Origin of the sequence: Paenibacillus guangzhouensis (assembly GCF_009363075.1) — a bacterium.
In the GTDB taxonomy this organism is placed as follows: Bacteria; Bacillota; Bacilli; order Paenibacillales; family Paenibacillaceae; genus Paenibacillus_K; species Paenibacillus_K guangzhouensis.
Genome location: NZ_CP045293.1, coordinates 6,409,031 through 6,422,085, shown reverse-complemented (window position 1 = coordinate 6,422,085; position 13,055 = coordinate 6,409,031). Strand labels below are relative to the sequence as shown.

The following is a 13,055-nucleotide window of genomic DNA, read 5'->3' as shown; positions in this document are numbered from 1 at the left end:
ATGATTCTCCAACTCCTGCAATGGCCCGGCGTTGATATGTCGAGTTCAGCCATGGTCAGAAGCCGTTTTGATTACCCGGTTTGTTATTATTACTGGAGCTATTGCGTGGACGAAGCATGCCCCCAACAAGCTTAAGGCCTTGCTTTCGTGTAATAAAACGCGCTAACTGCGCCCCCATATAATTCTGCATACCGGGAACAACATACAGTTTCCCTTGCTCCAAGGCACGCAGTGCAATCTCTACGACTCTTTCCGGCGTGTCTTTCTTTCCGACGGAGGCATCTTCCGTTCCTACGACATCAAAGAAACTGGTATCCGTCGCACCAGGACAAAGTGCGAAGAATTGTACACCGCGGTCGCGGTTTTCCCACCATAACGCTTGAGTAAACGACAAGACGAAAGCTTTTGTCGCCCCATATACGGCCATATAGGGAAGCGGTTGAAATCCGGCGGTTGAAGCAACATTGATTACTGCACCTGAGCTTTTGCGCAACATACCCGGCAAGAATAAGTGGGTCATATCTACAACAGCGGCGACATTGAGCATCACTTCCTCATGTTGACGTTCACCTGACACTTGTTCAAACAATCCATGTGTAGCAAAGCCCGCATTGTTGACCAGCAGTTCGATATCCACTTTCAAAAGTTGACATTGCTGATATAACTCGCTGGGAGCTCCCTCTTTCGAAAGATCCATAGAGATAACCTCGGCTTTGATTCCATACATCTTTCTGAGCTCTGATGCCAGACTCTCAAGCTTGCCCTTCGATCGGGCCACAAGTACCAGATGGCTGCCTTGTTTAGCCAGTTGTCTTGCGAATTGCTCTCCAATACCGGAAGAAGCTCCCGTGATAAGCGCCCATTTTCCTTGAATATTCATAATGTCATTCTCCTTTTAGGTACTACGTTTTAATATAGTAACACTGTTACCGTAAGCTTAGAAGAATCCGAAATCCCCAAAAAATTAAGAATCATCGCATTGTTTGGTAACACTGTTTCCGTTAGATTTCATTGTAACCACGCTTTTTTAGAAAGTCAATATGAACTTTGAACATCCAACGTCACATTTGACAACTGCCGGACAACTGAATAAAATCCCTAATAAGAGAGTCAGAAACTTTGTTTCCTGACGAAAACAACCGAAGGTGATGACTATGAGCGGCCAAGATATTTCCTCCAATGTGAATTCACATAAATTGAAAACCTACCAAGAAGTTCGCTTACAAAATACTGAAAATCTCCGCAAGCTCGTTGTTGATGCTGCGGCATCACTCTTGCAAGAAGAGGGCCCAGAAGCCGTTACGGTGCGTAAAGTAGCGCAGAAAATGGATTGCTCGACAAAAATCATTTATAGCTTGTTTGTCAATAAAGAGGGGTTGGCTCAGCAATTGTATCTGGAGGGTTGTAAGCTTCTCGCTAATGAGTTCGAGGAGACGCCGCAAGCTTCTGATCCGGCACAGTGTTTGCTGAATTTAGGCGAAACTTTTTGGCAATTCGGACAACGTTACTCTAGTTATTTTAAACTGATGTTCGGAGGCGCTTTCGCAGATTTCAAACCAGATGAGGAAAGCCTAAATGGTACCGAAACCGCCATGCTACAATTATTGACGGTGATCAGCAATGCTCAGAAGCAAGGTCTCATTCCCGACCAATATGACACTGTATCCGTTGTTCGCATATTCTGGGCCTCGCTCCATGGCGTCATTCATCTTTACATGGGAGGACATTTAGGTGATGTTCAATCTGCGCATGCAACATACAGGCAAACATTGTCTTTGATTGTCAGCTCGTTGTTGCTGGATCATAGCACCTCATCGCTGCCAGTGATTTTCGAATAACAATATCTACAGAAGTTTGACGCACCTGAAAATTTTAGAATATTGACTAGGTGTAAATCACCCGAAATAGGCATAATAAAAACAAAAAAGAGGGGTTCGCCCCTCTTCTATTTCCCACCAATACATCTTCAGTATCATTTTAACGTTTTCATATACCATACATCACAAGCAAAGTGTTCCGTTGCATTTAGCGGCTTATCTAATTGAATGAATCCATTCTTTTTGTAAAACTTATTGGCTGCGACCATATTGCTAAGCGTTTCAAGATAGCATTTTTTATAGTGCTTTTTCGCAAAATCTAGGGCAATCCGCAGCAACTCGCTTGAAAATCCTGTACCTCGCATTTCTTTTAATGCATACATCTTTTGTAATTCACAAATATCCGGCCAGCTATGAACCGGTCCAACACCACAACCAGCTACTATTTTGTTATTATCCTCAACAACCCAATATTTAGAACCCTCATTACTGTACAGATTATAAAAATCTCCTAATGTCGGATCAGCCCAAGCCGTCCCCGGCTTATTCGCTCCAAATTCCATCAAACAAGATCTAATAAGGTACTCTACTTGTTCGTTATCTTTTTCTGCAATCTCTCTAATTAACATGAGGTAAACCTCCATTGTGATGATGTCATTGTATGGCCGTGATTTTCACCATAAATTAAATTAAATATCTAGTCATTTTACTATTTATATGAAATAACACAAGTCACTTTACTGCGCTAGGGGTTTCACGACCTTCTTCAATCGCCACCGCACCAATCCTCACGAACACACTACGCGTCTGCTTTGTGCTTCCACTATCTTACGGCATATCAGAGACTAAGGATCGTTATTAAGGAGCGATCATTTCTCTGAGTTTAACAGGTGAACGCTCTCCCCATTTTGTTTAGAACCACTCCGTGATAGGAACTCATTGTGATGCGTGACGCGTGATCACATTTTTGATAAAGCAGACGCTCTTGATCGCCTCATTCGGATAGATCTCATTCGGGATGATCACAACTTTTTTAGATCTAGTGGCAACAAAAATTTACCGCATACGTAAATAGGCGATCGCATACGATGTAAACGATTGAATTTTATCCCTTAAAATGGAATTTTATCCCCCGATATTTTGGAAGGCAGGTGATATTACAGAAAATCGTTACATACGCAATAACGATAATTCAGAATGAAATCATGTGGAGGTATTCTTATGCGTAAGTTCAGAATGTTATTGTTATCCGTCGCAATGGTATGTGCCCTATGGATGCAGACCGGCGTTATGAGCAAGCTGACACCCACCGCCTATGCATTAGATGATGGACTTGCGCTTACGCCCCCGATGGGTTGGAACAGCTGGAACAAGTTCGGCGGCAACATCGACCAATGGAAGATCATGGCCATGGCAGATGCGATGGTAGAGAACGGCATGAAGGATGCAGGCTATGAATATATCAATATCGACGATAACTGGATGACCAGTTCCAGGGATGCGAACGGCGATCTCGTGCCCGATCCTACGAGATTCCCCGACGGCATTAAAGGCGTTGCGGATTACGTTCACAGCAAAGGCTTGAAGCTTGGCATTTACTCCTCTAACGGGACGAAGACATGCATGGGCCTTCCAGCGAGCCAAGGCAATGAACAGAGAGACGCGGCCAAATTCGCAGAATGGGAAGTCGACTATCTAAAATATGACTTCTGCTATAATGTGAGATTCTCTACGTATGCGCCAGATCTAGATAAGATTGTGGTATCCAATGGGGGTAACACCAAGACATACGAAGCGGAATCGCCTGACAATACGCTCGTCGGAGGCGCCAAAATAGCCGGCTCAAAGGTCGGATTTATAGGCAATAACTCCGGTGAATTAATTATCAACAAAATCAATGCGTCGGCGGCAGGCACTTATACGTTAACTATCCACTATCTAAATGGGGACCCTAGCAGAAATCTGTACGTCAGCGTGAACGGCGGGACGGGACAGAAATACAGCCTGTCTTCTTCCGGCGGCTGGGATACGGCTGCTGCTTATCCGATTCAGGTTACGCTGCAGCAAGGCGAGAATACGATCAAGTTCTACAACCCGGAAGACGGATCGGCTATATCGGCACAACAGTACGGAGCCATGCGAGATGCGCTGCAAGCGACGGGGCGTAAGATCATGTTCAGCATTTGCGAATGGGGAGCCAATAAACCATGGCTGTGGGGTCCTTCCGTAGGACATCTCTGGCGTACAACCGGCGATATCACCGACACATGGAACAGCATGACCACCTTGTTGGACGAAAATTCCGTGCTGGCCCAATACGCAGGCCCGGGACATTGGAATGATCCGGATATGCTCGAGGTTGGCAACGGCGGGATGACGGATACGGAGTACCGTGCGCATTTCAGCTTGTGGAGCATCATGGCTGCCCCTCTCATCGCAGGCAACGATATTACGGCAATGTCGGATGCGACGAAGAAGATCCTACTGAACAAAGAAGTCATTGCCATCGATCAGGACCCGGCAGGCGTACAGGGAAGTAAAATACGTGACGACGGGGACTATGAGGTATGGGTTAAGCCGTTGTCTAACGGTGACAAGGCCGTATTGTTCTTTAACCGGAGCCAGGCAGCAACATCCATGAGTTTGAACATCGATGAGCTCGGCTTGAAGAAGGCACCTGTATATATCGTGCGCGACCTATGGGAGCACAGTGAGAGTGCAGCAACGAACACCATTAGCGCCGATGTGCCGTCCCATGGAGCTGTCATGTTCAGAGTCCAACCTGGAACGCCGAACATGACCCAGCCGTCAACCAATCTTACAGTCACAGCAGATCCCACGGTTGAAGCAGGTCAATCCGGCCAGGTCACGGCGACATTTACGAATAACGGCAAAATAGCGCTTCAAAGAATCGAAATCCAGTTACAGACGCCTACCGGATGGAATGTGAACGCGACTTCGCCAACCTCCTTTCATAGCCTTCCTCCAGGGAAGTCCATTACCACGACATGGGATATGACCGTGTCCAGCGGTGCGACTACGGGGGTATACGACATCCATGCCAAGACAGATTATAATTATCGAGGTCATGAACAGGGAGATAAGCAGGCAACAAGCCAGATCAAAGTGTATGCAGCTCCACCCGCAACAGATACTTACCTTAGCGATATCAATTGGCTTGAAGCGGAGAACGGCTGGGGCCCTGTTGAGCGAGATCAGAGCAACGGAGAATCCGGTTCCGGAGATGGGCACGCAATCACCATCGATGGCACCACGTATGACAAAGGACTTGGAACGCACGCCGATTCAGCCATCACCTATTACATTGGCGGCAAATTCGCCAAGTTTATTGCCGACGTTGGGATTGATGATGAAGTCGGAGACAACGGTTCTGTCGTATTCCAAGTATGGGCCGATGGGATTAAGGTCTACGACAGTGGCGAATTGACTGGCAGCTCACCGGTACAGCATATCGATGTCGATATCACCGGAGCCAAAATTCTTAAGCTCGTCGTCACGAAAGGCGTCAATAACAATTATGACCATGCAGACTGGGCTGGTGCTAAGATCTTAGTGAACACCACTCCATAGCGTAATCATGAATACAAAACCTTCGATACGCAGGCAAGACCTGCTGTCGGAGGTTTTTTTGCGAGCGAAAGGATATTGACGCAATTATTTCCAATATTGTACAATTACCACATGCCACACGTGTGGCATTCAAGTAAAAGCAATAGCAAAGGAGGGCTTCAATGGTGGAATTACCAAGGAAGATCAGGGTGTTCTACTCGCTTGGGCAGTTAGGCTGGTCGATTCTGGCCGGCATCATGGGTACATGGCTCATCTATTTTTATTTGCCTCCAGAAGAATCCGGCATACATGTGGTGATCCCGCAAGATAGTGTGTTTATGGGCGTTACGATTATTGGCGTCATCATGGGAATCTCTACGTTGATCAATGCAGTGACTGACCTATGGATTGCGAACATGAGCGATAGAACCAGGCACCGCCTTGGGAGACGAACGCCGTTTATGAGACGAAGCGCGCTGCCTTGCGCCATTTTGCTCGTGTGCATATTTTTCGTTCCCTTTCAAAACGGCATTCATACCATCAATTCCATATGGCTCCTCATCCTCCTGCCTCTATACTTTGTTGCTTTTACTTGTTATGTGATACCCTACACTGCCCTGCTAAGCGAATTGGGCCGCAGCACGGAAGACCGAATCGATCTATCGACGTATATCTCGGTTACCTGGTTTCTGGGTCTGATTATCGCAACGTTCGCCCCTAATATTTGGGAGACCGTGATGACGGTCTTCGATATTTCCAAAACCGCTTCGATTCAGTGGACCTTTGCAGGACTAGCAGCCATTGCATTGATCCTTATGCTCATACCGGCCTATACGATTAATGAGAATCTGTATGGTTCCACAAACGCGACAAGCTTGGACATCAAAGCATCCGTTACAGCAATATTTCAAAATCGAGATTTCCGATTCTTCTTAATGAGCGAGCTAGGGTATTGGTTCACGAACAGTTTCTTTCAATCATCCCTTGTATACTACATTACGGTGCTCGCACGGCAGAAGGAAACGGATGTCGGGCTGATTGTGGCTGCCGTCGGCGTCGTTTCGTTCCTGCTGTATCCACTCGTCAATCGATTAAGTAAAAGGTATGGCAAGAAGAAGCTGATGATCGTATCGTTCGTTTCTCTTTTCGTTTCTTTCATCTATATCTCGCTTATGGGGATGTTACCGTTTAACGGATTTTTACAGTTGATTCCCATCGTTCTTCTCTCTGCGGTTACCTCGGCCATATCAGGTATATTGCCGAATGCCATCGTTGCGGATTGCGCCGTCTATGACGCCAGTTCAAGCGGAGAAAACAAAGAAGCGCTGTACTTTGGCGTACGCTCATTTCTAACGAAATTTGGAACCGCTTTATCCGTAATTATCTTACCCACCATACTAGCCATCGGGAATTCGATTCATGATGATTCCGGGATCCGAATATCCGTCATCATCGCTGCCCTTGTTGCCCTCTTATCCTTATTCGCTTTTCTTAAATACGACGAGAAGAAAATCAGTGCAAGTATGTGATCTACCCCATTTAAATATAAGAACAGGAGAGGATTGTATGTTTACAGTAAAGGGAAAACCATTCATGCCAATGGGAGGCCAGTCCAAAAACTCCAGCGCCTATAACGCGGAAGAATTGGCATCTGCTATTGCGGGTGTCAAGGCATTGGGAGGCAATACGCTGGAAGCTCCGGTCTATTGGGAACAAGTAGAGCCTATAGAGGGGCAATTTGATTTTTCTTCGGTAGACATGTTGCTGGAGGAGTGCCGGAAGAATGACTTGCACCTTATCGTATTATGGTTTGCAACCTGGAAGAATGGCGAGATGCGTTATTGTCCCGGCTGGATCAAGACAGACAAACAGCGGTTTTTCAGGGTGCTTCGCAGTGACGGCGTCCCTATGAATATCCTTTCGTCTTTTTGTGAAGAAGCGCTTCAGGCGGATGCAAGAGCGTTCCGAGCCTTGATGGGCTATCTGAAAGAAAAGGATAGCGAGACGGAGACGGTTATTGCGGTGCAAGTAGAGAATGAACCGGGCATTCTTGGCTGTGACAGGGATTATGGACCTGAGGCAAATGCCGCATTATCCGGGGCTGTACCCTCCGAACTTCTCGAACATGTGAGGGGCCTTGAAGAAGGGAATGTCTGGAAGGTGTTTCAGAAGAACGGTTCTAAAGAACAAGGGAATTGGGAGGAAGTTTTCGGTGTCGAGGGCGGGGAATTCTGCACAGCTTGGTCTATTGCCAAATATATCGATCACATCGCCGCAGAAGGCCGCGCGGTATATAACATTCCTATGTATACCAATGCTTGGCTCTCTTTTCCGGGTTGGCCGATTCCGGGATTCTATCCTGCCGGCGGGCCTGCTAGGAGCACGATAGACATTTGGAAATTTGCGGCGCCTCATTTGGATCTGATCGCACCGGATATTTACTCTGTTAATTTTAGTGACTACAAGATTGTGTGCGACGACTATCACCGGCCAGACAATCCTTTATTTGTTCCGGAATCCAGCCCAGACGGGCTTAATGCGAGAAATATGCTCCGGGCTTTGGCTGACTACAACGCGATCGGTTATTTTTGTTTTGGCGTAGACAGCATCCTGGATATGGAAGGCAATCTGCTGGAAGATGCCGTATTATTCGCCGAGAGTTTCCGCAGCGTCATGAGTTTATTGCCGTTGATTCAGAAGTATCGAGGCACAGGCAAAGTTCATGCTGTCGTCGAAGAGGATTATCAAATGAACCAGAGTTTTGAATTCGAACATTACATCGGAGCAGTGCCTTTTATCAATATGGGCGGGGCGAGCGAGAACAAGGACCATCGACATGCCCGTAATCCTCAGTTGATTGAAGGTCGACCTAAACACGGGCTAATCATCGAAGCCGGACCGCAAGAATTTTACTTGGCCGGCAACTTCCATCTCTTTATGGTTCCTAGGTCAGGACCTGGATGGTTGGATGCTCTGAAAATGTCGTTAGTACAGACCCCCGTCGACTATCTTTCCGTGGAGGAAGGTTATCTGACAGAGACAGGCGAGTTCGTACCCACGCGCACCCGAAATGGCGATGAATCCGTATTCGGAAGTTTCTGGGCTACGCCATATTGCGGTGTTGTCAGGGTCGTACTAACGCCTTAGTTATCGAATAACCGCCGATACAACGCACATGACACCGCAGTCCATCAACTCCGGTATTCATGTGCGCTGTATTCCACTTAGTACAATATTCCGAAAAGATTTGCGAAAATCAATATTATCGCAGTATTCATGCTTCAAGTGGTTCTCTCTCAGAATCAGACGTTGGAAAAGAGAGATAAAGCTGTGGCTTATAAAGTGATACAGCTCTTCGACCGTCAGATCGTTACGAATGGAGCCGTCTGTCACCCCTTCGCGAATATAATGAAACAGCGGGTCACGATCGGGATTCATAGCTTCAATAAACGATTGTTCCAGCTCTGGATTCGGATAACTCTCCTGAAAATACCTGTCGAACTCGGCAGTGAATTTGATCTGCTCTTTAACTTTATCTAGATCAACCTGAAAGAAGTACGCTTTTACTTTTTCAAAACCCGTTTTGCCAGTCGTATCCCCAATATCCAGCGTAAGGTAGTCCTGTATTTGTTTCATCACCAGGATTTCAATTTCAAATGCTAATTCATCTTTCGTAGGGAAATAACGATAGAGTGTTCTTCGATTGATGTTTACGGCCGATGCTATATCTTTCATTTGGACATTGGCGATCCCGAGCGTTATAAATTGTTTTTCTGCTTCGATCAGGATACGTTGCCTTGTCGTGTGCATATCCATTCCTTCATCCCCTCGCTTCATCCCTCTATCAAATATTACTATAACATCGGCTAGCTCTATTCATTTTAACATAAGATCAAGAGATTATTTCCAGTATATAGATACTGAAAAATTAAATAACCCGAACGACTTTACAGAAATCGCTCGGGTTAACAGACTCTCGACCATGTGATACCTTATTTCGCTTGAATATATCCTTCAGCCTTCAGAAGCTCCGCGATGAGAACTGCGCCGCCTGCTGCGCCGCGCAATGTGTTGTGGGATAGTCCTACAAATTTATAATCATAGATGGAGTCCTCCCGCAATCGTCCCACGGAAACCCCCATGCCGCGCTCAATCTCACGATCCAGCTTCGTCTGTGGACGGTTGTCTTCTTCAAAATACGTAATGAACTGCTTCGGTGCACTTGGTAGACTGAGCTCCTGCGGACGGCCTTTGAAGTTCGACCAGCGAGCAAGAATTTCTTCCTTCGCAGGCTTGTTCTCGAACGACGCGAATACCGTTGCCAAGTGTCCATCTGTAACGGGAACGCGGATACATTGTGTTGTAATGATCGGTGAACTTGCTTTTACAATTTCACCGTTATTCACACTTCCCCAGATACGCAGCGGCTCTTGCTCACTCTTCTCTTCTTCGCCGCCAATATAAGGGATGACGTTATCCAGCATTTCAGGCCAGTCTGTGAAGTTCTTACCCGCTCCTGAAATCGCTTGATACGTCGATGCCACCACCTGAGTCGGTTTGAAATCAAGCAGTGCATGAAGTGCTGGCACATAACTTTGAATCGAACAGTTCGGTTTCACCGCAATGAAGCCTGTTGAAGTCCCCAGACGCTTTCTTTGCGCAGCGATCACTTCAATATGCTGTGGGTTAATCTCCGGAATAACCATTGGAATATCCGGTGTCCAACGATGCGCTGAGTTGTTAGAGATGACCGGGGTACCTGTTCTCGCATAAGCTTCTTCTAATGCTTGAATCTCAGACTTCGTCATATCGACTGCACAGAAGATGAAATCGACTTGAGACGCAACTTCCTCTACTTTCGATGCATCGAGCACGACAATATTTTTCACCGCATCAGGCATAGGTGTTGCGAGCTTCCATCTGCCTTGGACAGATTCTTCATAGGTTTTACCTGCAGATCTGCCGCTTGCTGCGATCGTCGTTACTTCAAACCAAGGGTGCCCATTCAACAGTTCGATAAACCGCTGTCCAACCATTCCAGTTCCGCCAACAATACCTGCTTTTAATTTCATTGCCATAAGAAATTCAGATCCTTTCCTATTCGAACATTATAGTTGATGTATCGTATGCTGCATGTGTGCTGTGTACGCTTGTTCACAACAAAAAAGATCCCACCTCCAAGACGTATAGTCTTAGAGACGAGATCTGTATGTTCCCGTGGTACCACCCTAAATTCGCTAGTATGTCACCATACTAACCTCTTCAAGTACGGCATTACGATGTAATGCTTATACTCTAGCTCGATAACAGGAGCACCTGGCACATCATCTCCTGGAAAGGTTCCGACGTGCTGCTCTGAGTCTTTTTTCAATAACGAATTCTTTGCCCCTTTCCAGCTGCCGGAGCTCTCTGTGTAAGAATCAAGTTATCTACTCTTCTCTTCATCGCATTTCAATGTTGGATTTATATTATCAGATTAACGCGGTGAGGTAAATAGAATTTATGGTTTGTAAGTTACTTCAAGCCCCCTGATCCCTTCCGTAGACTTTCCTTTCTTCCGCCGAGCGCGCTCCAGAACGCACATTTCTAGCTGCAAATGAAGCAGCTCCGTATCAAGATTCTGCTCCATCGTATGGATCGTCGTGACGATGTCCTCTGCCGTAGGTAAATGAATCACATCTGCCTTACTCGAGATATACTCTAGGATAACGTCGATGATTTCTTTGCAAAGGCTGATTCTTTGCATGAGTGTGTGTTCTTCTTGGATGGCTTCTTCGTATTGGGTAAGGAGATCATGCATCGCTGTCACCTCTATCGGTACGTATATACGTACCAGTTATGAACATATTATATGGTACGTTAATGCGTATAGTCAACATTCATTGTTCGAAGGTGATTCTTTATATGGCTAGAAAAGTCGTTGTTAAAATAAATGAACTAACCAAACAACATAACATTTCCTTACGCGAGTTATCTAGATTGTCTGATGTGAGACATGCGGCGTTAAGTGAATTGTCAAATGGCAAGCGGGAGAATATAAATTTCAGCCATATTGAGCGAATTGCCGAGGCCCTGAAGATTGAGGATATTCGGGAGATTATTGATTTGGTTGAGGAATAGAACTCAAAATAGAAGAAGCTTCATAATCATCGAGATGATTACTGAAGCTTCTTTTCTGTAAAACCTTATATTCAAGACAAATTACTTCTTACTTTTATTTCAGCTTGCTCAGTTCATCCAAAAAGGCTGGCCGATTTCCATGTAGCTCTTTTAGTTTCATCACTAATTCATCATAGCGATCCTTACCTGCTATCGCTTTGTATCGTTTTATGATTTTACATACTTGTTGATAAGCTTTTCGATTGTTCGATTGTCTCGCTGCGTTTTCAATATGATTGCCATAGATTAAGATCACTTCATCTTTGTGCGAATCTATCAGTCTATCGGCATAATGCTCAATACTGCTGGGGTCGTGTCGAACCACATCCATCATTTCCTCAATATCTTCTTCCAGCTCAATAACCTTAAGATAGATCTCCTTGCTTCGCCAACCCGGCGTTTTCTTCAGTTTTTCTTTAATCTCTTGGTAATAATGAGGTTGATCCTTGTCAGCCAATAACTTCAATTCGTGATAATATTCGAAGTCCCCATCCAATAACATTTCTTCAGCTAACGCCCATTGCTCTTTCCTGAATGAAAGCTTATGGTAAGCTAAGTATCTGGATTTCTTCCACCGATGGACTAATCCTGCAAATTGCTTGTCTTGTTCCTCTCCAACCAACGCCAATTCAATTACCTTATCGTAATTGTGTTGCACCAAGTATTGGTCGATGGCCCGCTCCCGGAAAAAGGTAAAATGAATGTGCTCTTGAATGAATTGATCCTTCTCCTCTTCTGTACCATAATCCGTCACGAGCATGAATAGTAACTGGAGCAGCTGCTCTTGGGTATACTCCATATAATCATCGTCGGATTTCTCTGTTATTACATGCCGAAGCTTCACTTGAAGTCGCTCCCTAAGAACAACGTTATCAGTAAACTCGGCGCATATTCCTAGAAGTTCGATACGGAAATCTTCCCAGCCCTTAAATATCTCACTATCAGATTGAACCAAGATCCTATCGAACATTGCAGTATTTACTCTATTATCCTCAGTCTCTCTTTCAAGCACCATCCTCCGTACCTGTTTTAAGACTTCTTGTACTAGAAATCCAATTTCTCCATTGGAATCATCTGCATATTGAAAAGCTTCTACGGCTTCACCCAGCACTAGAAATGCAATATCTAATGCTAGCAATACATCGGACGTAATATGGATTTTCTCGAGTACATCCATCATTTCTTGAACAAATCCATACGTTTCTCGGTAGTGGATAAATCCTTCTCTCCCCTTACACCTCGCTACGATGGATTTGATCAATTTCTTACACAGCATTATTTCTTGCCCAGATTGAACTTCGCCGTACTTGACGATGAGCTTGTTTGCAATAATTTGATCACCCTGAGCGACTTGCTCAATGATATCGATTAATTGTTCTTTCGTGAGGCTGTTCAATACTTTACTTAAATCTGACTGTTTGCTCACGGACTTCACACCTCAACCTTTCTACAGGTCTCTTCATTTCATCATAATAGACTTTTCCTAATTTCGAAACTGTCAAAGATGTG

The 13,055-nt window shown here is 45.3% G+C and carries 11 protein-coding genes and 1 other annotated feature; of the genes, 5 read left to right on the top strand and 6 right to left on the bottom strand.

The window, feature by feature from the left end; genetic code table 11:
• Window positions 1-55: 55 nt before the first annotated feature.
• Window positions 56-880, bottom strand: coding sequence for an SDR family NAD(P)-dependent oxidoreductase (locus tag GCU39_RS28780; protein WP_152396614.1), 825 nt, complete (start codon window positions 878-880; stop codon window positions 56-58).
• Window positions 881-1,154: 274 nt separating this feature from the next.
• Here GCU39_RS28780 and GCU39_RS28775 point away from each other — a divergent pair, with 274 nt between their 5' ends.
• Entirely contained in the window at window positions 1,155-1,838 is a 684-nt protein-coding gene (locus GCU39_RS28775) for a TetR/AcrR family transcriptional regulator (protein WP_152396613.1), read from the top strand.
• Window positions 1,839-1,972: 134 nt separating this feature from the next.
• On the opposite strand, the gene GCU39_RS28770 is transcribed toward GCU39_RS28775, so the two are convergent.
• On the bottom strand, window positions 1,973-2,446 hold the full coding sequence (locus tag GCU39_RS28770) for a GNAT family N-acetyltransferase (RefSeq protein WP_152396612.1): 474 nt from the start codon (window positions 2,444-2,446) through the stop codon (window positions 1,973-1,975).
• 592 nt (window positions 2,447-3,038) lie between these two features.
• Between GCU39_RS28770 and GCU39_RS28765 the strand changes: the two genes are divergently transcribed.
• The 3 genes from GCU39_RS28765 to GCU39_RS28755 all read left to right on the top strand — a co-directional run bounded on the left by GCU39_RS28765 (window position 3,039) and on the right by GCU39_RS28755 (window position 8,534).
• The gene (locus GCU39_RS28765; protein WP_152396611.1) at window positions 3,039-5,408 is read left to right on the top strand and encodes an NPCBM/NEW2 domain-containing protein; all 2,370 of its coding nucleotides are present in this window, start codon (window positions 3,039-3,041) and stop codon (window positions 5,406-5,408) included.
• A gap of 161 nt (window positions 5,409-5,569) precedes the next feature.
• A complete protein-coding gene (locus GCU39_RS28760) occupies window positions 5,570-6,916 on the top strand; it encodes an MFS transporter (protein ID WP_152396610.1) in 1,347 nt (448 codons plus the stop codon).
• A 37-nt stretch (window positions 6,917-6,953) separates the two neighbouring features.
• The gene (locus GCU39_RS28755; RefSeq protein ID WP_193726674.1) at window positions 6,954-8,534 is read left to right on the top strand and encodes a DUF5597 domain-containing protein; all 1,581 of its coding nucleotides are present in this window, start codon (window positions 6,954-6,956) and stop codon (window positions 8,532-8,534) included.
• A gap of 57 nt (window positions 8,535-8,591) precedes the next feature.
• Here GCU39_RS28755 and GCU39_RS28750 read toward each other — a convergent pair whose 3' ends face one another.
• The 3 genes from GCU39_RS28750 to GCU39_RS28740 all read right to left on the bottom strand — a co-directional run bounded on the left by GCU39_RS28750 (window position 8,592) and on the right by GCU39_RS28740 (window position 11,133).
• Window positions 8,592-9,203, bottom strand: a complete 612-nt coding sequence (locus tag GCU39_RS28750) for a TetR/AcrR family transcriptional regulator (RefSeq protein WP_193726673.1) — start codon at window positions 9,201-9,203, stop codon at window positions 8,592-8,594.
• A 176-nt stretch (window positions 9,204-9,379) separates the two neighbouring features.
• Complete coding sequence (gene asd / locus GCU39_RS28745) at window positions 9,380-10,465, bottom strand: aspartate-semialdehyde dehydrogenase (protein WP_152396607.1); 1,086 nt, start codon at window positions 10,463-10,465, stop codon at window positions 9,380-9,382.
• A 113-nt stretch (window positions 10,466-10,578) separates the two neighbouring features.
• Window positions 10,579-10,841, bottom strand: a binding site (T-box leader).
• A 46-nt stretch (window positions 10,842-10,887) separates the two neighbouring features.
• Entirely contained in the window at window positions 10,888-11,133 is a 246-nt protein-coding gene (locus GCU39_RS28740; protein ID WP_193726672.1) for a hypothetical protein, read from the bottom strand.
• Window positions 11,134-11,291: 158 nt separating this feature from the next.
• On the opposite strand from GCU39_RS28740, the gene GCU39_RS28735 reads away from it, so the two are divergent.
• Window positions 11,292-11,507, top strand: a complete 216-nt coding sequence (locus GCU39_RS28735; protein WP_152396606.1) for a helix-turn-helix domain-containing protein — start codon at window positions 11,292-11,294, stop codon at window positions 11,505-11,507.
• A 94-nt stretch (window positions 11,508-11,601) separates the two neighbouring features.
• Here the strand turns inward: GCU39_RS28735 and GCU39_RS28730 are convergent, their stop codons facing one another.
• Complete coding sequence (locus GCU39_RS28730) at window positions 11,602-12,972, bottom strand: hypothetical protein (protein ID WP_152396605.1); 1,371 nt, start codon at window positions 12,970-12,972, stop codon at window positions 11,602-11,604.
• Window positions 12,973-13,055 lie beyond the last annotated feature (83 nt).

Excerpts from the sequence above, each read along its gene's own strand:
- GCU39_RS28770 (WP_152396612.1), bottom strand. The coding sequence starts at position 2,446 with ATGTTAATTAGAGAGATTGCAGAAAAAGATAACGAACAAGTAGAGTAC.
- GCU39_RS28740 (WP_193726672.1), bottom strand. The coding sequence starts at position 11,133 with ATGCAAAGAATCAGCCTTTGCAAAGAAATCATCGACGTTATCCTAGAG.
- GCU39_RS28765 (WP_152396611.1), top strand. The coding sequence starts at position 3,039 with ATGCGTAAGTTCAGAATGTTATTGTTATCCGTCGCAATGGTATGTGCC.
- GCU39_RS28780 (WP_152396614.1), bottom strand. The coding sequence starts at position 880 with ATGAATATTCAAGGAAAATGGGCGCTTATCACGGGAGCTTCTTCCGGT.
- GCU39_RS28750 (WP_193726673.1), bottom strand. The coding sequence starts at position 9,203 with ATGGATATGCACACGACAAGGCAACGTATCCTGATCGAAGCAGAAAAA.
- GCU39_RS28755 (WP_193726674.1), top strand. The coding sequence starts at position 6,954 with ATGTTTACAGTAAAGGGAAAACCATTCATGCCAATGGGAGGCCAGTCC.
- GCU39_RS28760 (WP_152396610.1), top strand. The coding sequence starts at position 5,570 with ATGGTGGAATTACCAAGGAAGATCAGGGTGTTCTACTCGCTTGGGCAG.
- GCU39_RS28775 (WP_152396613.1), top strand. The coding sequence starts at position 1,155 with ATGAGCGGCCAAGATATTTCCTCCAATGTGAATTCACATAAATTGAAA.
- GCU39_RS28735 (WP_152396606.1), top strand. The coding sequence starts at position 11,292 with ATGGCTAGAAAAGTCGTTGTTAAAATAAATGAACTAACCAAACAACAT.
- asd (WP_152396607.1), bottom strand. The coding sequence starts at position 10,465 with ATGGCAATGAAATTAAAAGCAGGTATTGTTGGCGGAACTGGAATGGTT.